This window comes from Pseudoalteromonas distincta (assembly GCF_000814675.1).
GTDB classification, from domain to species: Bacteria; Pseudomonadota; Gammaproteobacteria; order Enterobacterales; family Alteromonadaceae; genus Pseudoalteromonas; species Pseudoalteromonas distincta.
This window is the reverse complement of sequence record NZ_JWIG01000008.1, coordinates 50,998-73,025: the sequence shown is the minus strand read 5'-3', so window position 1 is coordinate 73,025 and position 22,028 is coordinate 50,998. Positions and strand designations below refer to the sequence as shown.

Here is a 22,028-nt window from a genome sequence, read left to right as displayed (position 1 = left end):
ATAAACAATAAAAGCCCGCAAGCGGGCTTTTATAAAAGTGAGCTTAATAAATTAAGTTATTTACTCAACTAAACCACGGCGCTTAAGTAATGCGTCGGTAGTTGGTTTTTGACCTCTAAACTCAATGTAGCTTTGCATTAAGTCGCGGCTGTTACCTTTAGATAGGATTTCTTTACGGAACTTATCACCATTTTTACGTGTTAAGCCGCCGTTGTTTTCCATGTGTGCAAAGGCATCGGCTGCAAATACTTCAGTCCAAAGGTATGCGTAGTAACCCGCAGAGTAACCACCGGCAAATGTATGGCTAAAGTAGTTTGATTTATAACGCGGTGGTACAGGGTGGTAATCAATACCGTGTGCTTTTAGCGCATCGCTTTCAAACTTTTGAACATCAGTAATTTTTTTATCTGAGCCAAACGAGTGCCATTCCATATCAAGTAAAGCAGCTGCTAAATATTCAGTGGTACCAAAACCTTGGTTGAATTTTTGCGATGCAAGTACTTTATCAAGTAAAGCTTGTGGAATTGGCTCACCTGTTTTGTAGTGTTTGGCGTAGTTAGCAAGTACCGTAGGTTCAATCATCCAATCTTCATTCGCTTGCGACGGAAACTCAACAAAGTCACGCGCTGTAGCAGTACCTGCTAAGCTTGGGTATTTAACGTCAGAGAATAAACCGTGCGCCGCATGACCAAACTCATGGAACATAGTTGACACTTCGTCAAACGTCATTAACGTTGGCTCGCCTGCAGCAGGTTTTGGAATGTTCTGCGCATTGTAAATAACTGGTTTAGTGCCTTTTAAGCCGCTTTGACTTACGTAAGCGCTCATCCATGCACCGCCACGCTTACCTTCACGTGCGTATGGGTCTAGGTAAAATAAACCGATGGCGCTGCCGTCAGCGTTAAATACTTCGTAGGCTGTAACATCTTCATGATAAACCGGTAAGTCTTTACGCTCTTTAAATGTAATACCGTATAGCTTGTTCATTGCAAAGAATAAACCATCGTGAATTACAGAATCCATTTCAAAGTAAGGCTTAACAAGGGCAGGATCTAAGTCGTACTTTTCAGCACGTACTTTTTCTGCGTAAAAAGCCCAATCCCATGGTTTAAGCTCAAAGCTTTCACCTGAATCGTTAATTACTTTTTGAATAGCAGCTGCTTCAATTTTAGCTTTTTCAACTGCTTTTGGTGCTAGGTCATCTAAAATGCCGTACACGTTGTCAGTTGTTTGTGCCATACGCGAAGTCATTACATACGATGCCCAATCTTTAAACCCTAGTAGCTCTGCTTTTTGAGCGCGTAGGTTGGTTTCTTCAATAATAATTGGGCCGTTAGTTTTTGCTGCACGGTTAGCAGAGGCTTTAAATATTTGCTCACGTAGGTCGCGGTTTTCAAGGCTTGATAAAATTGGCTGTTGAGTCGTATTTACTAGCGTGATCATGTAGCCGTCTTTACCTGCTTTTTTAGCAGCGGCCGCAAGGCCTGCAATTTCACCTTCAGAAAGGCCAGCAAGTTTAGATTTATCGGTAACGACAATGACATCTTCTTTAAACGATTTTAAAATGTTTTGAGAAAACGCAGTAGAAAGCTCTGCAAGTTGTGAGTTGATTTCACGCATTTTTGCTTTTTCAGCGTCATTTAATTTAGCGCCTGCTTTTACAAATTGCTTATAGTAAAAATCCACAAGGCGTTGATCTTCAGCATTAAGCGAGTCTTTGTTGTCGTAAATAGTTTGTACGCGCTTGAATAATGCACCATTTAAGTAAATGTCGTCAGAGTGAGCAGATAATACCGGCGCCATTTTTTTACTTATACGTTGGTATTCGTCATCAGAAATCAAACCTGAAAGGTTATAAAAAGCAGCTGATACACGGTTTAGTAGCTCGCCAGACATTTCCATTTCAACTAATGTATTTTTAAAAGTTGCAGGAGCTGGGTTGTTAGCAATAGCTTGTACTTGCGCAGTATGCTGAGCAATACCAGCATCAAAGCCGGCTTCGTAGTCTTTTGTACCAAACTTATCAAACTCAGGTGCCATGTATTGTAATGGGCTTGGTTTGAATAAAACATTGTTTGCGTTCATGTCTTGCACTTGTGCTGCGCTCTCTTTTGCCATGTCTTGAGGTTCGTTAGAAGAACAAGCCGATAGGATTAGGGCACTAGCAATAGTAGTGGCGATCAGGGTTTTACGCATAATAACTCCATAAAAAGATTAGCCGAAATAGGCTTTGCGAGTCGAAAAACCTAGTTAACTTATCAAATTTGTGGGTTTATACAATAAAGTTTATCGGTATTAAGGGGGATTTGAACGCAAATTAGCTAATAATTAGTATTAAGGTGGGTAAAAGTAGCTCTAAAATTAAACGTTAAAGCTACTTAAACATACGATTGTGTGTTTAATAGGGGGTTAGTTATAACCTAAAACAAATTTTTTCTCTGAGCCAAAGCTATTAGATTGCTGCCCAAACTCTTTATTAATAGTTGCTAGAGTCTGCTCTTGTTCGGCCAGCAAGCACAAAACTTTATTTCGGTAATCTAGGCTGCTTTCAAACAATTTTAAATCTACCTGCGGCTGCAAAGTAGCGAGTCTTTGATTTAGAGTAAGTTGTGTCATATGTGATCTCCAGTGCTTGTACACTATTTATATAGCACTCGGTGCAATAAAGAGTTAATAAATTGTTTATAAAATTCATATTGAACTTATTAACTTGGCGTTTTAGTTATATTATGACGTGCTAGGCTTAGCGAAAACTGAACCACACTTATTTTTAGTGAACAAATAACAATCAAAAAAGATATTGGGAACACTTATGACCCTCGAACAAATTAATCAATACTTAGCCTTTGTAATATTCACTTATAACGATGTGAATATTACGGTAGCAAAAGTAATTCAAGTGCCACTTATATTGTTTGCTATGTGGTTTGTAGTCACACGTATTGGCAAGCTTATTAAAAAAACATTACTCGCTAAAAAAATAAGCCAAGACGCAGTGCATTTGTTTACTCGAATTTACTTTATTTTAAGTATCGCAATTTTAATTTTTACATCGCTTGAAGTGCTCAGCATCCCGCTTACGGCATTTGCTTTTGTATCCGGTGCAATAGCCATTGGTGTAGGTTTTGGTGCGCAAAATATTATTAATAACTTTATCAGCGGTTGGATATTGATGTGGGAGCGCCCAATTCGCATTGGTGACTTTTTAGAGGTAGGTAACGCAAAGGGCGTAGTTGAAACTATTAATACGCGTTCTACACGTATTCGCCGAAATGACGGCGTACATATGCTTATACCTAATTCTCAATTGCTCGAAAATACAGTAACAAACTGGACGCTGATAGATGGCAATGCACGCTCATCGGTCAGTGTCGGCGTTGCGTATGGTTCAGACGTTATACTGGTTAAAAAGCTTATCCAGCAAGTGCTTGATGATCATGATGCAATATTGGTTAATCCAAAGTCATCAGTGTTATTTGATGACTTTGCAGATAGCTCGCTTGTATTTAATGCTATTTTTTGGGTATGCGCCGAGTCTGAAACCATGCTTAGAAAAGTGCGCAGTGATATTCGTTTTAGTATTTATGCTGTATTTGAAGAGCATGATGTAGTGATTGCGTTTCCACAGCGCGATATTCATATAGATGGTGAAATTGCTTTTAAAAGGTCGTAGTTCTAATAAAAAAGTCGCTTGCGGGTGACTTTTTTTATGAGTAACCATAACGTTTCTATTTTGGGTTAATATGTAAAGCAATCTATTTTTCCTACTTTACTTCGCGATCTTCAATAAAGGACATATGTCCTTATTATTAGGTTTTCGCATCTAAATATTGATAAAAACACGTAATCTTGTAGTTAAATGTTGCAAAAAAGTTTCCATTTATGTTCATATTTATGCAGTAAAATTATTACACAATGGTATAATCTTAATCGTTCGTTCAGCCTTGTTACTCCGTTTTGTACTCTCGGTGATGAGGTCCGCGCGCCATATAGCAAGTCGCGAAAAATTGTACGAGCCCGCAATGAATACATTGCGCAACACAAAAAACCGTTGAACAAGAGTGCATACTAAAGGTTAATACCCGACATGAAATCATTAAAGAAATCTGCAATAGCGACAATTATTAACGCTGCACTACTATCTGCTGCTGGCACATCTATTTCAGCATTCGCCGCTGAAGAAGAAACGGCTAAAAAAAGCAATCAACTAGAAGTTATTCAAGTTACCGCCCGTAAACGCGTAGAAAATGCACAAGAAGTACCTGTAGCTGTATCTGCATTACAAGGTGATAACCTTGATGCATATAGCTCTGCAGGTATGGATATTCGCTTTTTAAATGCGAAAATTCCAAGTTTATCTATTGAGTCTTCATTTGGTCGTTCATTCCCACGCTTTTACGTTCGTGGTTTAGGTAATACCGATTTCGATTTGAATGCATCACAGCCAGTATCACTTGTTGTTGATGAAGTAGTTCAAGAAAATGCAATTTTAAAAGGTTTCCCAGTATTTGATGTTGAACGCGTAGAAGTATTACGTGGTCCTCAAGGAACGCTATTTGGCCGTAACACGCCAGCTGGCCTTGTTAAGTTTGATACTGTTAAACCAAGCCAAGAATTTGATGGTTATGGCTCTGTTTCATACGGTAGCCGTGGTGCTGTAGATACAAGTGGTGCTGTAGGTGGTGCTTTAACTGACCGTTTATCTGCTCGTGTTTCATTATTATGGCAAGACAAAGACGATTACATTGATAACCAAGCTCCAGGCTTTGAAGCTAAAGATGAGCAAGGTGGTTACACTGAAAAAGCGGCACGCGTTCAGTTTTTATATGAAGGCGATGATTTTACTGCTTTATTAAACTATCACACACGTGACTTAGATGGCTCACCAATTGCCTTTCGTGCAAATGTAATTAAAGCGGGTACTAATGAGCTAGTAGATAACTACGAAAATGATGTTGTTTATCAAGATGCGGCATCTCGCTCTACTCAACAAGTAGAATCTGAAGGTGCAAGCTTAAAGCTTGAGTGGGAACTTAAAAACCACACAATTACTTCTATTTCTGCATGGGAAAGTGCTGAAATTTATTCTCGCGCTGACATCGACGGCGGTTATGGTTGTGGTTTTTGTGGACAAGATAATGGTCCTGGTTTTGTCCCATTTGAGGCTGAAAGTGCCGATGGTATTCCAGATCACGACCAGTTAACGCAAGAACTACGTTTATCTAGTAACTTTGATGGTGATTTAAATTATCAAGTAGGTGTATTTTACTTTGATGAAGAGCTGACAATTGAAAACTTTAATTATAACACCGCTGATAATGGTGTATTAAACGGTTATGTTGAGCAGCAACAAGATACAACAGCATGGGCAGTATTTGGTTCTGTAGATTATGTTGTATCTGATGATTTAAAAGTAACAGCTGGACTTCGTTATTCAGATGATGAAAAAGATTTTTCTGCTAATCGGTTAGTGGGTGCTCCAATACCACCAGTTAATCTCAATTTAAGCGATGACCATATTAGCTGGGATTTATCGGCAAACTACAAAGTAAACGACGATGTTAACTGGTACGGCCGTGTAGCAAATAGCTTCCGTGCACCAAGTATACAAGGTCGTGTTTTGTTTGGTAGTGAAGCAACTACGGCAGAGTCAGAAACAATCACTTCTTACGAAACTGGTATTAAATCAGACGTGCTAGACGGGCAAGGCCGTGTTAACGCCACTGTGTTTTATTACACGATGGATGACCAGCAACTTACTGCTGTAGGTGGTGATACAAACACTAACCGCTTAATCAATGCAGATAAAACAACAGGCTACGGTTTTGAGTTAGACACACAGTGGGTATTAAGCGATGAGCTAAATGCAACATTTAACTTAAGCTACAATAAAACTGAAATAAAAGATGACAGTATATCCATACCTGTACCTGACCGTGTTACATTAAACGTGACTGATCCAATTAACAATTCAGGTTTTGCTCTACTTGATGGTAATAGCTTACCGCATGCTCCTGAGTGGATCTCTAACTTTACGCTTCGTTACACTAAAGAACTTGCCGATGGTAACTTCTTCGCAAGCGGTGATATTTCTTATCGCAGTAAAATCAACATGTTCCTTTACGAATCAGTAGAGTTTGAAGGTAAAGAGCTTATTGAAACAGGTTTGCGTACAGGTTACACATGGTCTGAAGGCGATTACGAATACGAAGTTGCTGCATTTGTTCGTAACTTATTTGACGAGCAACAAGTTATTGGTGCTGTAGACTTTAATAACAATACAGGTATTGTTAACGAAGAGCGTTATGTAGGTGCTGAATTTAAAGTTAACTTCTTCTAAAGATAACCTTAAATTATATTAATTTTTAAAAGCCTGCCTTGTGCGGGCTTTTATGTTTTTATAAAGCTGGTAAAGTAGCGTTAATTAATTTAAAGAGATAAAAAGATGGCTGGATTTTGGAATTACCGTGTAATTTTTTGTGAAGCAACGAAAGACGAAGCAGCGCAATATCAAATACATGAAGTAGAATATAACCTAAATGGTAAAGTAACTAACTGGTCAGAAACTGGCGCAGCCCCTTTTGGAACAACCTTAGATGAGTTAAAAGATGACTCGGAGCGTTTAAAAACAGCATTTGATAAACCAGTACTTAAAGTTGTACGTAAAACGCGTGGCTACGAGCTTGTTGATGTTGAAACGGGTGAGGAAGCAACGGGTGAGCCGCCAGCAGGCTTAACGCAATAACTGTATTTATATAAAAGGTGCTTAAGGCGCCTTTTTTTATTGTCAAAATTTAGCTCAAGTTAAATAAGGAATGAGGATGACTTTAAAAGCAATATTATTTGATATGGATGGCACATTAGTTGATTCAGAAAGCATGCACTTTGTATGCTGGAGTAAATTACTTAAACCCTACGGTGTTAGTTATTTAGAAAATGATTTTTGTCAGCGCTTTTCGGGACGGCCCACTTTAGAAGCCGCAATCGAAATTAAGCAAGAGCATAACTTATCGGTAAGTGCACAGTTTTTAGCAGATGAAAAATACCGTTTATTTGGTGAATATGTAGTAACATATTTACCGCCACTGATGCCATTTACAGAGCAAACATTGAAAGCTGTAAAAGCGAGTGGCTTAAAAATGGCGCTAGTAACAGGCAGTGCTAAAAGTGAAGCTATGCCAATACTGAAAGGCTTAGGGTTTTATGAGCTGTTTGATACGGTGGTTACAAAAGATGATGTAACTAATCCTAAACCTGCAGGGGATCCGTATTTACTGGCACTTGAGCAGATAAATATACAACCTGGCAATGCAATTGCTGTTGAGGATACTTACACAGGGGTAACAGCTGCTAATAATGCTTTGTTACGTGTTGTAGCCATTGCTAATAGCCACACTAAAGATCACGACTTTAGCCAAGCTACCTATCAAATGAGCAACTTAGATGAGTTTTGGCAATGGGCGCAATCTCAACTATAGTTTAAGCCAACTTTTACGTGCTTGGATGCGCCAATGTTTACTATTAAACACCTGCTTTTAATTGTTATTGTACTTTTTACGCAATGCATAAGTGCAGCACAACCGTCTGTTTTACTGGCTAAAGTATATGACGAAACTAAGCATTATGATGTAAGTAAATATTTAGTCAGTGAAAAATATGATGGCGTAAGAGCTATCTGGACCGGCACGGAGTTTGTCACTCGTAAGGGTAATATTATCAATGCGCCAAGTTGGTTTACAGTGCCATTGCCAAATGTATGGCTTGATGGTGAGCTGTGGACTAAACGTGAGCACTTTTCTGCGCTTAGTGGCATAGTCAGAACTAAAAAACCTAATAATCATGATTGGCAAACTATTACTTATAAAGTATTTGATATGCCAGATAAAAATCTGCCTTTTAGCACTCGCTATAAAAACTATAATGAGCTTATTACTAGCCTAAACTCGCCGCACATTAGTGCTGTAGTTCAATATAGTTTTACAAATAATGAGCAGCTTACAGAGTATTTTGAGAACATAACTAAGCAGGGCGGCGAGGGCGTAATGCTTCATTTGGCCAGCGCTAAGCACAGCAATGGAAGAAGTAATGCACTACTAAAATTAAAACCTTATTTAGATGCAGAAGCGGTTGTAATTGCGCACTTACCAGGCAAAGGTAAATATCAAGGTATGTTAGGGGCATTGAGGGTAAAAACAGCGCAGGGGCAGGTGTTTTCTATTGGTACTGGGTTTAATGATGCACAGCGAGCCGCTCCACCGGAGATTGGTAGTACTGTAACGTACCGATTTCATGGCTTAACAAAAAATGGGTTACCGCGTTTTGCCAGTTTTTTACGGGTCAGAGATAGTTTATAGCATTTATAAATTTTACAAAGTGTGCTAAATTGCGCGGCCTTTTTGGTAATGTGTGGTGAAGTATGTTTGTAGGTTTTGATTACGGTAGTTCTAATTGTGCTATGGGTGTAATGAGCGAGGGTAATGTTCAATTAGTACCGCTAGAGCAAGGAAAACATTACTTACCGTCTACACTTTACACTCATCACAGTGCGTTGGTTGTGGATTTTGTTGCTAAGCATTTACATGGCACAGTCCATGAGCATGACTTTTTAACGCAGCGCCAAGCATTATTAAATACCTTACCTCGTATTAAGTCAGACCTTGATTTACAACCTTCAGATGAAACCCTATTTATTGGTCGTGAAGCGATTAGCGAGTACGTGCAGTTCCCTGAAGAAGGCTATTTTGTTAAGTCTCCTAAATCATTTTTTGGTGCAACAGGTTTAAAGCAAGGTCAAATTAACTTTTTTGAAGATATCGCAACCGCGATGATCTTAAAAATTAAGCAACGCGCTGAGCTCTCTTTAGGTAAAACACTTACACAAACAGTAATTGGTCGCCCAGTAAACTTTCAAGCTGTGGGTGGTGAGCAATCAAATCAACAAGCGGTCGGTATTTTAGAGCGTGCTGCTAAACGCGCTGGTTTTAAAGACGTAGAGTTTTTATATGAGCCACTTGCTGCGGGTATCGATTACGAGAGTGATTTAACTCAGGATCAAAAAGTACTCGTTATTGATATTGGTGGTGGTACAAGTGACTGCTCATTTGTACAAATGGGCCCAAGCTTTAGAGGAAATAGTCAGCGCGATGGCGATTTTTTATCTCACAGTGGTAAACGTGTTGGCGGAAACGATTTAGATATTGCTTTGAGCTTTCATGGTTTAATGCCGTTATTGGGTTTAGGTAGTACGTTTAAATCGGGTTTGCCTTTGCCTAATCAAGCGTTTTGGCAAGCGTGTAAAATTAACGATGTAAACTTACAAAGCCAATTTTATAGCGAAAGCCATACCCGAGAGCTAAATGCACAATTACGTGATGTAAGTGCGCCTGAGCTTTATAAGCGTTTAATACATTTACAGCAAAACAAGCAAGGCCATCAGTTAGTACAACAAGGTGAAGCGGCTAAAATAGCACTTTCGTCTGCTAGTGCGTTTGATTGCGATTTAAGCTTTTTAGATAGTGGGCTGAATAAAAATGTATCGGTAAGCGATTTAGCTGTTGCCGTTGAGAGTAGTATTAGCCAAATAGTTACTTTAGCAAAACAAGCAATCAGTGACGCTGCGACCACGCCAGACATTATCTATTTAACAGGCGGTAGTGCACAATCACCATTGATTAAAGCGGCTTTAAGTGAGCACTTAGGCGATATAAAAATGGTTAACGGGGATCACTTTGGTAGTGTAACTGCTGGCCTGACTAAATGGGCCAGCATGCTTTATAAATAACCTAGATTACAATTGAGGTTTAAAGATCTATTTGTCGGGTTGCGAGGTATTTTTCGTAATCTGGCAATGTACGTTCAAGCTCTACGTCCATAAGCGGTGAGCTTAATAACATATCTGCACTCACTTCATTACACGCCACCGGAATATTCCAAACAGCGGCTAAACGCAGCAGCGCTTTAACATCAGGGTCATGAGGCTGTGATGCTAATGGGTCCCAAAAAAATATTAAAACATGTATCTCATGTTCTGCTATTTTTGCGCCAAGTTGTTGATCGCCGCCCATAGGACCACTTAAAAGCTGAACTACATTAAGCCCCGTGGTTTTTTGGATTAAATGCCCCGTAGTACCTGTGCCATATAAAGTGTGCTTACTTAGTATTTCTTTGTGCTTTTCACACCATAATTTTAGTGCTGCTTTTTTACCATCGTGTGCCACTAAAGCAATATTTTTTTGTGCGGGAAGAGATTGTGTTTTTTGTTCCATGCTAATTCTTTTTATTGGTGAACCTAAACTCGGAAGAATAAATCTCTTAACCAAAGTGCAGGTTAGTTAAAATAATAGATTGATAGCAAGGGCAATAAATACAATGCCAGTGATCCTATCAATCCAAAGTTGGCTATTTGGGTTACGTCTAAAAAACTGTGCAATTTTGTCGCCAAAATAAATATACGTGCAGTCAATCGGAAAAGCAAAAAGAGGGTAAAGTAAGCCAAAAAAAGCGAGCTGAAAAGTAGCCGATGAAAGCGTTGGATCTACAAATTGTGGAATAAATGCAATAAAGAATAATGCTACTTTAGGGTTTAATACTTCAGTCATCATGGCCTGAAACATGACATTACTTTTTTTACTGGTACTTATATGCGGTTTATCGGTTTGCTTGTCACCAGGTGTCGGCTCTGGCTGATTTAGCGTGCCTTTAATCATCATAAACCCTAAATAGCATAAGTATGCTGCGCCTGCGTATTGCACTGCTGCATAGGCACTAGGGGAAGCTTTCAGTACTGCGCTTAGGCCTACAACAGCAAATAGCGTATGAACAACCCCACCTAATGCAAAACCAAAAGCACTTTGCATACCAGCGCTTCGACCATTAGCAAATGTTTGCGCCATCAAAAATGCATTTGATGGCCCAGGCGCTACTGCCATTAAAAAGCTGGCTAATAAAAATGAGACTAGAAAGTCAGGATTGATCATTGAGTACTTTTAGCTGGGTGTAAAGTATGTGCTTTTTTGCTCATTAAAATAAGCCAAAGCGGAACTAGCAATAATAAGTGAAAAGCAATCAACCACGGTGTGCTTAGCCCTAAATATTGGGTTAAAACAACAAGTATACTTGCGCCACTCATTTGCATAGCACCGAGTAATGCAGAGGCTGTGCCTGCTTGTTTAGGAAAGCTAGACAGAGACATTCCTGCAGCAGAGCCTAAACTTAAAGCAAACCCTAATGCAGCAATTAAGATAGGTAGCATAAGCGCAAATGCTGTTTCTATACCGCTAAGGGCTAGCATTAAAATACCTGAGAAAACCAGTACACTCACACCGACACGCAAAGCACGTTGGCTATTTCGTTTAATGTAGGTTGGTAAAATAAAACTTGCGACAATACTTATTATGGCATTTAACGTAAACCAAAAAGTAAAGTCGGCTACGGTGCCGCCTAAATGTGTAATAAGCCAGCCTGGTGCGAGCGTTACATACACTAATATGGCTGACATTGAGACCATACAAATTAGGCTATTAAACAAAAATATCGGTGTTTTAATAATCGGTGTAAAGCGACGTAAATCTAAAATATGCCCCTGATAATGACTATCAGCAGGACGAGTTTCTCTAAAAAAGAATAGGGTAACAATAAGGCCCAAAATAGCAAACGCGGTTAAAAACATAAAGTTCATACGCCAGCCAAACTGTACGGTAAGCCAAGCCCCTAAAATAGGTGCCATTGCCGGAATAAAGCACACAATCCCGTTAAGGTAGGTGATCATTTGCCCGCTTCGTTCACTACCATATTTATCACGCACTATCGCAAATGCGACAACAAATGTGGCACACGCTCCAAATCCCTGAAAAGCACGTGCTATTAGTAATATCTCAAAAGAAGGCGAGTAGTATGCGAGTAATGCAGAGCTTGCATACAAACTAATGCCCACTACTGCCACTGGTTTTCGGCCAAATCTATCAGCCAAAGGGCCCGCAATTAATTGGCCTAAACCCACTGTTAGCATAAAAATAGCAACGGTTTGCTGTACTTGTTGTTCAGTAACTGCAAATTGTTCTGCAATAGTTGGAAAAGCAGGTAGGTAAATATCGATTGCCATAGGGCAAAATATAACGAGTAACGCTAAGATAAGTAACAAAGTCATATTAGGTTTAGCGGGCTGTGTTTGCATTGAGTCTCCTTTTGTCGAGTATTTTAGGTGGGCACTCATAAAAAAGAAAGGGCTTATGACCCCTGCATAGGTCGTCATTCTTACTTTTTGATTGGATTAAGCTAAAAAGCCAGCATAAATGCACTTTTTAAAACTGGTCTGATGTGTTAATTTTAAAAAAGTAACTGTTGATGGAAAATAATAATGAGTAATAAATCTGCACTTGTACAAATATGGCATAAATTTAAGCGCCTACCTTTTGGGAATTGGCTTTTTACTAAAGCTGTTTGCTTTAAAGCGCCATATTTTGGTTCGATGAAACCTTACGTACTCGATTTGAGAGAGGGCCATTGTAGTGCGGTGGTTAAAAATCGTCGCAGCGTTCATAATCATATTGGTACCATTCATGCTATTGCGCAGTGTAACTTAGCTGAATTGTGTGCAGGTGTAATGGTTGATGCAACAGTGCCAGTTAAAACGCATCGTTGGATCCCAAAAGGGATGACAGTTAGGTATTTGGCTAAAGTAGATACAGATGTACGAGCAGTCGCTGAAATTGATTTACCACACAAGTGGATTGATAAAGAAGACTTAGTAGTACCTGTTAAACTGTATAATACCCGCAATGAGCTTGTTTTCACTGCAGATATTACTATGTACATTACTGAGAAAAAGTAACTTACGTAAAGCTGATTTGACTTAGCTTTTATCCGCGGCTTGTTTATTTACAAATGATAAGTCGCTGCCATCTTCTTTCAATAATGCTTTAACTTCTTTTGCGGGTTTTAGTTCTTTCGAAATTAGTTCCGGCTCTTCTTTTTCAAAGCGTTGCTTTAAACTGCCTTCAATTACTGCGCCTGCATCAATACTCAATGTATCGTGAAATACATCGCCATGAACATGAGCGCCACTTTGTACTTTTACTTCACTGGCATTAATAGACCCAATAACTTTACCTTTAACAATAACGCTTTTAGCTTCAACAATACCTTCAACAACTCCCGCTGAGCCAATAACTAAATGCTCCACTTTTATGTCACCATCAATACGGCCATCAAGCTGTACTTCACCTTGGCTAACTAAAGTGCCTGTAAGACGTACGTCTTCAGAAATAATAGACGGTGTGTGATTCACTCTTTTTAAATTAGAGCTAACTGTTTTTTGTTTTTTTCTACCAAACACGAGAAAGCGCCTTTGTTATTTTTAGAGGATTGACTTGTTTACCATTAAGTAATACTTCGTAGTGTAAATGTGTGCCTGTGCTTCGGCCGGTGCTACCCATTAGTCCGATTACATCATGTTTAGTGATTGATTGACCTTTTTTTACTTTAATTTTATTTAAGTGTCCAAATCGAGTCACTAAGCCATTTTTATGTTCAAGCTCAATAAAGTTACCATAACCACCATTACGACCGGCACGAAGCACTACAGCGTCTGCTGGGGCGAATATTTCGGTTTTATGCCACCCGGCTAAATCAATTCCTTTATGAAAGGCGTGATTACTATTCATTGGATCTTTTCTAAGGCCAAAATTACTCGAAATATAGTATTTAGCTTTAGCTAAAGGCAGGGTATTTGGTAGCTCAGTTAAAAAGTTTTCTAAATTATTTAATATTAATAACTTATCAACGATGGCTAAAAAGTGGCTCGGAATTTTTGTTTCGTTAAATATATCAAGTGGCCCACCTTGTGCAGTTGTTTGGGCGCTTAATATTAGGTGTTGCTCAAGCGCAGACTCAATTCCTGCGCCTTTGACCATAGCTAAAATGGCTTGGTGACGTTCACTAATTTGGTTATCTAAATAGGTAAAGCTTTGCTCATAATGATTATTTAAGTTGGCCACTCTTGTTGCGAATGTAATTGGAGCGATTAACTGTGCTTGTTTACCTTTTTGATTTTCATCGACTAATGGTTCATGAAATTCATTGCCATTTTCATTAATAGGTACATCAAGTTCTGTATCAAGCTTAATAACATCTTTGCTAATTGAAGCAGGAAGGGATTCTATCATGCTTTGTAGTAGCGCCTGCTTTTGCTCAAGAATTGCAAGTTGCTCTAACTGCGTTGCTTGAAGGGCTTGTTGCTCACTGACTTTTTGTTGCCACAGCGTTTGCTCGGTTATTTGATTTTGTTTTATGTCAGAGATTTTATTTGTTTGTGTATAAACACGAAAGCTCGAAATACTCAGCCAAGTAAAAGTGACTAAAATAAGCAACGCTACAAGAAGTTGAAACCAAGAGGCTAAAACAACATGCTTAACTTCGCCATTTTGACGAATAAGTAGCTGACGAGCAGGGAAAAATTTATGATAAAAAGACTTTATAAATACTGACATGGCATATAAACACTGGCTATTAACCGAATTAAGATAGCAATTTGAGTTAAAAAAGCTAGAAAAAAATTGTAACTGTTCAAAAATTAATAAAAAAGGGCTGCTTTTAGTAAGCAGCCCTTTTAATAAATTTTTTAATATGCGTATTATTTTGCCGGCAGTACAGTACTCTCTACAGAGCCAAAACCTATACGTGCATAGCCTTCTTTTTCACACCAGCCACGCATAATAACGTTATCGCCATCTTCTAAAAAGCTGCGTTGTTCGCCATTACTTAGCGTAATTTTTTCTTTACCGCCACGAGAAAGCTCAAGTAATGAACCTGCTTCTTCGTGCGTTGGACCTGACTGAGTGCCCGAACCTAGCATGTCACCTGGCATAAAGTTACAGCCATTTACTGTGTGATGAGTAACCATTTGTGCCACAGTCCAGTAAGAGTGCTTAAAGCTAGATGTTGATACGCGCGTTGGGTTATGGCCTTCGCTACGCATTTTTTGCGTTTGAATTCTAACATCCATTTGAATATCAAAAGCACCTTGGTCGCGATTCGCTTTTGATTCTAAATAGTCCATAGGCTGTGGATCGTTTTCATCACGTGTCCAGCTTGTTCTGTAAGGCGCTAATGCTTCGGTTGTTACAATCCAAGGCGATACAGTTGAGGCAAAGTTTTTAGCTAAAAATGGACCAAGCGGTTGGTATTCCCACGCTTGCAAGTCACGTGCTGACCAATCGTTAAATACACAAAAGCCAAATACATGGTTTTCAGCATTTTCGATAGCGATTGCATCGCCCAGTGCATTGCCTTTACCTAAGTAAATACCCAGCTCTAGTTCGTAATCAAGGCGTTTACAAGGACCGAATGATGGCACTTCTGCATCAGGCGCTTTAGTTTGGCCTTTAGGGCGATGAAATGTTTGACCCGATACGTCAATAGATGAAGAGCGACCATGATAACCAATAGGTACCCATTTATAGTTAGGTAGTAATGGGTTATCAGGGCGAAATAAACTACCCACAGCAGTAGCATGATAAATAGAAGTGTAAAAGTCGGTGTAATCACCGATACGACAAGGCAAAGAAAACTCTATATCAGACTGTGCAACCAATGTATCGCTAAGCGCTTGTTGGTGCTCAGAGCCTGCTCTTAGTGCTTTTGAAAGCGCTAAACGAAGAGCTGACCAATACTGCTTTCCTAAACCCATAAATGTATTTAAGGTTGCTTCACTTGCTGCATCTGCGGCTGTTTTAGCGTCACCTGTTAAAACATTTAATTTACTCAGTTTTGCTAAATCGATTACTTGGTCACCAATTGCAACACCACCACGAAAGGCCTCATCAGACCCTTTACGACGAAATTCTGCAAACGGTAAGTTTTGAATCGGGAAGTCGCAATTATCAACATTAGCTGATTCTACCCAGCTGGTTAAATTAATATCGTGGGTTTCGTTAATTAGGCTCATTACATTTCCTTTGGATTTTACTGTATGGCGACAAGGTATAGTTTATTTAATCATACTTGTACTTGGCGCCATACTTTTTAAATATTAAAACGACAAAAAGCAGCGAAGTTCGCTGCTTTTAATTTACTCAAATATTTTATAAAACGCCGCGACGCTCTTGGTCACGTTCGATTGATTCAAATAATGCTTGGAAGTTACCTTCACCAAAGCCACCATCATCAACGCGTTGGATCATTTCTATAAAGATTGGACCAAATAAGTTTTTAGAGAAAATTTGTAATAAATAACAATTTTCACTTTGGCTATCTACGAGTATCTGATGCTCACGAATTTTTTCTTTATCTTCAGCAACCCAAGGTACACGGTCAAAAATAGTATCGTAGTACTCTGGGATAATATCTAAAGTGGCAATTGTTGATTTATCAAGCTTATCAAGAGAGCTTACTAAGTCATCTGTTAAAAACGCTAAATGTTGAACGCCTGGGCCGTTGTACTCACCAAGGTATTCATCAATTTGGTTGTTATCGTTACCTTTACCTTCGTTTATTGGAATAGAGAAGGTGCCGCATGGCGATTTAAGTGCATAGGAGATAAGCGCTGTTTTTTGACCTTTAATGTCAAAGTAGCGTACTTCAGTAAAACCAAATACGTCTTTATAAAAGTTAGCCCATTTTTCCATGGTGCCTTTATAAACGTTATTGGTTAAATGATCGATTCGGATAAAGCCTTTATCTTCTACAACATTTTGCGTTTCTAAGTCTTCAAAATCACTTTCGTAGATAGTGCCTTTGTCGCCAAATTGTTCAATAAAGTAAATTAGGCTGTCGCCAATACCATAGATTGCAGGGTAAGGCATATTTTTATGCGTTGAGTCGGTCGCTGGTTTTGCACCACGTTCTACTGCAGTTTCAAATGCTTTTTGCGCATTCTCAACACGCCAACCCATTGAACAAATAGCAGGGCCATGGCTTTTAGCAAATTCTGCAGAAAAACCTTCACGCTCGTTATTCAGTAAAAAGTGAATATCGTTTTGGTTGTAATAAACAATGTCTTTACCTTTGAATTTTTTAAGCTTAGAGAAGCCAAAATCAGTAAATACTTTATCCATATAATCAGCATCAGGTGTTGCGTACTCGGTAAATTCAATACCGACTAAACCTAAATAGTTATTTACTTCACTCATTATTATTACTCCCGCAATTAAGCACTGCGATTATGTGTTGTTGTCATATTGCAGTAGATAATCAACCAGATTTTTAATTTGGGGAAGAGGGGGGCGCTATTTAGTATGTAGTGCATGTGTAAATTTTATAGGACGGTTATTATAAAGTTACGTGTTTGTAATACAGTTAAGTAAAATGAAGTTATATGGTATAAATTCAAGTGGGGGTACTTGTTTTTAAGTTATTGTATTTAAATACTAAAAAGGAGGTTTAACCTGCGCTAAACCTCCTTTTATAATTAATAAGCAAAAGCCTTTTTGTATGTAATTGTTTACACTTTAAGAGCCGTTACCAAAGAACTTGTTCCGTTGTTCTATCCACACGTTAGTTTTAATTGCTGGAGCTGCTTGGTAATGGCGCTCAATGGTTTGATTTAGCACTCGCGTCGGTTGCTCAAAAGACAGCTTTTGTTGTGCGCCGCCCATACTTTTAATTTCATCTCTGGTCATAGCACGTCCTGCATAAAGCAGCGAGTTTAAGTACCCTGGTACTGTTTCGTAATTGTTATCTGTAAAAAGCAATACAGATTGATTGAGTGCCCAGCGACTATCGATTTCGCCATCCTCTTTTACGCCAGCAAGTTCTCCATCTATATAGACTTCAAATACCCCGTTGGTTGGTGCTGTATAAAATACAAAAGCTATACGATGCCAAGAGTCAGGTTGTGTATTGCCAAAATAGCCGCTATCGCTAGTTGCTTGTCCATAGCCGCCGCTTGGGTCAATAAACATATCGGCATCATCATTAAGATAATCAGTTGTATTGGCTTGCATAATTGCACGGTAAATATCTTTACCTTCTGCGGGCCAGTATAAATCCATTACCAAGGTGTAGTCAGACACCATTCCTTCATTTGCAAAGTCACCATTTGCAGGTGTGTTTAAATCAATAAGTAAGCCTTCTGTTGGAGCGTGGCGAGAAAACGCCATAACACCTGAAGGACCATCACTTAAATCATCAATATTTAATTGAGTAGTGGTGCTATATTGTGTCTCTGCAGTGCCCCAATTTGTTTCATCTGGATCAAAGTAGCTAAGTACCGAAGGTCCAAAATCAGCTGCTAACGGGTTGTTAGTATCGTCAAAATTCCATACGGTTACATTTGCTAAGTTGTTGCATGAATAAAGTTCGGTGTCAGTGTCAAGGTGAAGGCACTGACTTGTTCTAGCACGTGCATATTTATCAAGTAGCCACCAAGCTTCAGCTATCGGTTCTACGTTTGAGAATGTAACACTATTAAAAAATAAATCAGGATTCAAAGCTGCTCCTTTAAATAGTGCAACTTCGTAATTATTAGTGGGTTGTATATCTTCAGGTTTAAGTAAAAACCAATCTGGTTGACTTGCAAACATCGTTGTTAAGTCGCTTCCCGATACTGTTACTTTATATATAGAGTTAAACCCTGGCGTATTTGATGGCTGCCTTTCTACGTAAAAAGCTTTATGGAAGTCTTCTTGAGTCAGTGTGCCGGGTGTCCAGCGCTTTTGTACTAGTTCAGGGTTAAGTAATGCTGCGTTAATTGTGCTTGAATGTTTTGCGGCTAAGGCGGTGATTTCGGCTAGCTGCGCATCAGTTGGATAGTTTTCAGAAATAGCGATTTCCGTTTCTGCATCGGGAGCATAACGCCCCATTATCTCATCTATAGCTAGTTTAGTTGTCTCATCGCGCTCATCAATTGTATCGGTTTCAATCGTTTTGTAATCAACAACTGGGGATGATTTATCAGCTAAATTAAAATTAAGCGTTAAGTCAGTAATACCCTTAGCGTAAAAGTCCGGTTGTAAAACAATAGCGCCGTTATCAAGGGTTGTGTAGCTTTCCCCACCGTGTGTATGGCCGCCAAGTACTAAGTCTATACCGGGTACGTTTGTTGCCATATCAGTATCTTGGCCGACACCTAAATGGCTCAACATAATCATGTAATCTACATCATCACTGTATTGGTTTACGATGCTTTGTGCGATTTGTTGCCATTGCCAGCTCATTTTAAATTGTTTAATAAAATCAGGGATCGGATCATCTTGAATTGGTTCATCTAGCTCATTCCATGGCACTGAGGTCATGCCAAACACACCAAGTGTAATACATCCTACTTGAACTTTTGCAAATCCTACGCCTGCAAAATCTTGTCGTTGCTCTGCTTCATAACGAGTATTACTAGCAAGTACAATTGCATTCTCGTCTTGGGAATAACTTAGTAATTTTTCAGGGCCCCAAGCATAATCATGATTTCCAACGACTCGTAGGTCAAACTGCATTGCTTTTATAGCTTCTTCTGTTGCGGTACCTTGTGATAATTGCTCAGCAACGGTGCCTTTTTCATAGTCGTCACCACCGTTTGTAAATAAGGTGTGCGGGGTTTGGCTTGCTACTTGGTTGTAGTAGGCTTTGATCCGGCTGAAATATTGCTCTTCATAGCCAAAGCGAGCATGTAAATCTGCAACGTGAACAAACCTTACCGATTGCTCTGTTGCATTAGCGTCGCAAGTTGGGCCGATATTTGCGAAAGCTTCATTGCGCTGCATTTGTATTGCATATGTGCCCAGTGTTGTTACTTGAGCGCTAACAAATCTATCTAAAACTATTGAATTTGTAACAGTATCCCAGTTAGCGCCTGATAGTTTTGCGATAAACAGTTGTCCGCCTAATGCATAGTCATCAGGGATTTTTATTGTGATGGTAATAGGTTTTTCAAGAGTAAGCGTGGAGGGCGTAAGCGCATGTAAATCAGAAATTATATTTTGTTGTATATTCGTCTCATCTAATAATGTTTTCTCGTAGGTAAGCTCTACATCACTAGAAATAGCACTGGAAGGTGCATTAAATATAAAATTGCCTTCGTCTAAAGTAGCGTCTAAACCATTAGCGCTTGATAGCGTTAATTTGCTAGGTTCAGGCTCAACAGGATCGTTTGGATTAACCGTCACTTCATCACCGCTACCACAGGCAGTTAGAATAAAGCTAAGAAATATAAATATAATAACACGTGATATCGTTAACGATTGCATCTACGGATGTCCCTGAGTCTATTCAATAACCAATCAGGATATAATATCAGTTAACGGGGGCAGGGCAAAGTTGAATAAAAAATTCCCCCATAGAAGCTATGGAGGAATTGTCTTAGGTTATATTGCTACATTTGAAATAAACAATAATTAAGAGACTTTCTCTTCTAAACCTTGTTTTTCCCATACTTTAGCTTTAAAAGTCATTAGTACTAAAACAACACCAACACCAATGCTAAATAATGCAATTTGTAAGTATAAGTTAGGAATTTCATCAACATTATTCGGATCGAAATTACCAGCAAGTAAACCTGCGATGATGTTACCGATTGAGTAAGTTAATACAAACACACCCATCATTTGGCCAGTGTAACGTTTAGGCGATAACTTACTTACAGCACTTAATGCTACAGGGCTTAAACAAAGCTCACCCACTGTATGTAAAAAGTACGTAGTAACAAGCCAGTAAGGCGCAACTTTTAAGCCTTCAGCTGCGTAATGAGCCGCCATAAACATAACTAAAAAGCCTGATGCCATGATAATTAAGCCAATTGCACATTTAACGCTGTAGCTAGGTGATACTAAGCTTTTAGATAAGTTAATCCAAAGCGCTGCAAAAAATGGCGATAAAGCAATAATAAACAGTGAGTTTAATGATTGAAACCACGTTGTAGGGATTTCAAAAGTACCAATAAGACGGTCAGTATAGTCGCGAGCAAATAAGTTTAATGATGAACCAGCTTGTTCAAAGCCAGACCAAAAACATGCAGATGCAATACATACTAAAAATAGTGCCCACATTCTTTGTTTTTCGGCATCTGTTAAATTACCTGTAAAGTAAATAACTCCAAAATAAACAAAAAAGATAATAGTAAATACAATCGCTGTGTAACCTGCAACCACTGTTGGATTTATTACAATTGCGCCGGTCATTGCAGCCGTAGTAACTGCAGCAGCTGCAATTACAAATGCAGCAATACCGCCCCATGCACGTGAAGTACCTTTAGAGCCTAATGGATTAGCAGGTAAAGCACTGTGCTTTGGTAGGTTATTAAGTGTGAGTTTGTACTGCACTAAACCAATGGCCATACCTACAGCTGCCGCACCAAATGCCCAGTGCCAGCCTACGTTCTCCATAAAGTAACCACATACGTAGTAACCTATTAAAGAACCCATGTTAATACCCATGTAATAAATAGCGTAACCGCCATCACGACGCTCATCAGCATCGCTATATAATTGGCCTACCATTGCACTGATATTTGGTTTTAGTAAACCAGTACCTGTTGCTACAAATATTAAGCCAATAAAGAAAGAATAATCATGTGGAATAGCCAAAATAATATGGCCAATCATAATAATTATGCCGCCATACCAAACTGCTTTTTGACCACCAAACAATCTATCAGCTAGCCAGCCACCCGGTAAGCCTAAAAAGTATACTGCGCCTGTGTACAAACCATAGATTGCAGCAGCTGATGCAACAGTAAAGGCAAGGCCTTCTTCTTGTAAGCTTGCTGTCATGAATAATACGAGCATAGCTCGCATACCGTAATAACTCATTCGTTCCCACATTTCAGTGAAGAACAATGTCGAAAGTCCTTTAGGGTGGCCAAACCAACCACTATCTGGAGCTGAACTCATATTTACTTCCTAACTTTAAGAATTGTTGTAATGGCCTTATAATTTTTTGCTTTAGCTATCTTAGTATTTAGTCATACTAAAATGCTCGACCATCAGTTTATTATTTGTAGCTAAGATAATGATTTGCTATATGGTAGTAACACCAGAAGGTAAGAGACACACCCTTATCCTAGTTACAATTGGGCACAAGTATACATATACCTTAGTGCTAGG

At 39.0% G+C, this 22,028-nt stretch carries 18 protein-coding genes; 7 read left to right on the top strand and 11 right to left on the bottom strand.

Features of this window, described 5'->3' with window-relative positions:
* Nucleotides 1–60 precede the first annotated feature (60 nt).
* Nucleotides 61–2,196 carry a M3 family metallopeptidase gene (locus QT16_RS06140; protein WP_039487149.1) on the bottom strand — a complete coding sequence of 712 codons (2,136 nt, stop codon included), beginning with the start codon at nucleotides 2,194–2,196 and terminating at the stop codon, nucleotides 61–63.
* 213 nt (nucleotides 2,197–2,409) lie between these two features.
* Nucleotides 2,410–2,616: a hypothetical protein gene (locus QT16_RS06135; protein WP_002958182.1), complete on the bottom strand. Its 207-nt coding sequence runs from the start codon at nucleotides 2,614–2,616 to the stop codon at nucleotides 2,410–2,412.
* Between the two features lie 196 nt (nucleotides 2,617–2,812).
* Between QT16_RS06135 and QT16_RS06130 the strand changes: the two genes are divergently transcribed.
* From QT16_RS06130 to yegD, 6 genes are all read left to right on the top strand, one after another.
* Complete coding sequence (locus QT16_RS06130; protein ID WP_002958183.1) at nucleotides 2,813–3,673, top strand: mechanosensitive ion channel family protein; 861 nt, start codon at nucleotides 2,813–2,815, stop codon at nucleotides 3,671–3,673.
* Between the two features lie 414 nt (nucleotides 3,674–4,087).
* Nucleotides 4,088–6,340: a TonB-dependent receptor gene (locus QT16_RS06125; protein WP_039487146.1), complete on the top strand. Its 2,253-nt coding sequence runs from the start codon at nucleotides 4,088–4,090 to the stop codon at nucleotides 6,338–6,340.
* Between the two features lie 105 nt (nucleotides 6,341–6,445).
* A complete protein-coding gene (locus QT16_RS06120; RefSeq protein WP_002958185.1) occupies nucleotides 6,446–6,745 on the top strand; it encodes a hypothetical protein in 300 nt (99 codons plus the stop codon).
* 76 nt (nucleotides 6,746–6,821) lie between these two features.
* Entirely contained in the window at nucleotides 6,822–7,478 is a 657-nt protein-coding gene (locus tag QT16_RS06115; RefSeq protein WP_039487143.1) for an HAD family hydrolase, read from the top strand.
* Nucleotides 7,479–7,511: 33 nt separating this feature from the next.
* Nucleotides 7,512–8,354 (top strand): DNA ligase, encoded by an 843-nt coding sequence (locus QT16_RS06110; protein ID WP_039487141.1) that lies wholly within the window; start codon nucleotides 7,512–7,514, stop codon nucleotides 8,352–8,354.
* A gap of 62 nt (nucleotides 8,355–8,416) precedes the next feature.
* On the top strand, nucleotides 8,417–9,781 hold the full coding sequence (yegD, locus tag QT16_RS06105) for a molecular chaperone (RefSeq protein ID WP_039487138.1): 1,365 nt from the start codon (nucleotides 8,417–8,419) through the stop codon (nucleotides 9,779–9,781).
* A 19-nt stretch (nucleotides 9,782–9,800) separates the two neighbouring features.
* Here the strand turns inward: yegD and QT16_RS06100 are convergent, their stop codons facing one another.
* The 3 genes from QT16_RS06100 to QT16_RS06090 form a co-directional block, all read right to left on the bottom strand.
* Nucleotides 9,801–10,265 carry a methylglyoxal synthase gene (locus QT16_RS06100; protein WP_039487135.1) on the bottom strand — a complete coding sequence of 155 codons (465 nt, stop codon included), beginning with the start codon at nucleotides 10,263–10,265 and terminating at the stop codon, nucleotides 9,801–9,803.
* 66 nt (nucleotides 10,266–10,331) lie between these two features.
* Nucleotides 10,332–10,976 (bottom strand): LysE family translocator, encoded by a 645-nt coding sequence (locus tag QT16_RS06095; protein WP_039487133.1) that lies wholly within the window; start codon nucleotides 10,974–10,976, stop codon nucleotides 10,332–10,334.
* A complete protein-coding gene (locus QT16_RS06090) occupies nucleotides 10,973–12,172 on the bottom strand; it encodes a multidrug effflux MFS transporter (RefSeq protein ID WP_039487131.1) in 1,200 nt (399 codons plus the stop codon). The genes QT16_RS06095 and QT16_RS06090 overlap by 4 nt, the downstream gene beginning before the upstream one ends.
* 183 nt (nucleotides 12,173–12,355) lie before the next feature.
* Between QT16_RS06090 and QT16_RS06085 the strand changes: the two genes are divergently transcribed.
* The gene (locus QT16_RS06085) at nucleotides 12,356–12,829 is read left to right on the top strand and encodes a hotdog fold domain-containing protein (protein ID WP_039487128.1); all 474 of its coding nucleotides are present in this window, start codon (nucleotides 12,356–12,358) and stop codon (nucleotides 12,827–12,829) included.
* Nucleotides 12,830–12,850: 21 nt separating this feature from the next.
* Here QT16_RS06085 and QT16_RS06080 read toward each other — a convergent pair whose 3' ends face one another.
* From QT16_RS06080 to QT16_RS06055, 6 genes are all read right to left on the bottom strand, one after another.
* Entirely contained in the window at nucleotides 12,851–13,333 is a 483-nt protein-coding gene (locus tag QT16_RS06080) for a bactofilin family protein (protein WP_002958196.1), read from the bottom strand.
* Nucleotides 13,323–14,486, bottom strand: coding sequence for a M23 family metallopeptidase (locus tag QT16_RS06075; RefSeq protein WP_039487126.1), 1,164 nt, complete (start codon nucleotides 14,484–14,486; stop codon nucleotides 13,323–13,325). Before QT16_RS06075 ends, QT16_RS06080 begins: the two co-directional genes overlap by 11 nt.
* Nucleotides 14,487–14,629: 143 nt before the next feature.
* On the bottom strand, nucleotides 14,630–15,943 hold the full coding sequence (gene fahA, locus QT16_RS06070; protein ID WP_039487124.1) for a fumarylacetoacetase: 1,314 nt from the start codon (nucleotides 15,941–15,943) through the stop codon (nucleotides 14,630–14,632).
* Nucleotides 15,944–16,079: 136 nt separating this feature from the next.
* Nucleotides 16,080–17,126 carry a 4-hydroxyphenylpyruvate dioxygenase gene (gene hppD / locus QT16_RS06065; RefSeq protein ID WP_002958202.1) on the bottom strand — a complete coding sequence of 349 codons (1,047 nt, stop codon included), beginning with the start codon at nucleotides 17,124–17,126 and terminating at the stop codon, nucleotides 16,080–16,082.
* A 318-nt stretch (nucleotides 17,127–17,444) separates the two neighbouring features.
* Entirely contained in the window at nucleotides 17,445–20,174 is a 2,730-nt protein-coding gene (locus tag QT16_RS06060; protein WP_039487119.1) for a metallophosphoesterase, read from the bottom strand.
* Nucleotides 20,175–20,321: 147 nt separating this feature from the next.
* Nucleotides 20,322–21,815: a peptide MFS transporter gene (locus tag QT16_RS06055; protein WP_039487117.1), complete on the bottom strand. Its 1,494-nt coding sequence runs from the start codon at nucleotides 21,813–21,815 to the stop codon at nucleotides 20,322–20,324.
* Nucleotides 21,816–22,028 lie beyond the last annotated feature (213 nt).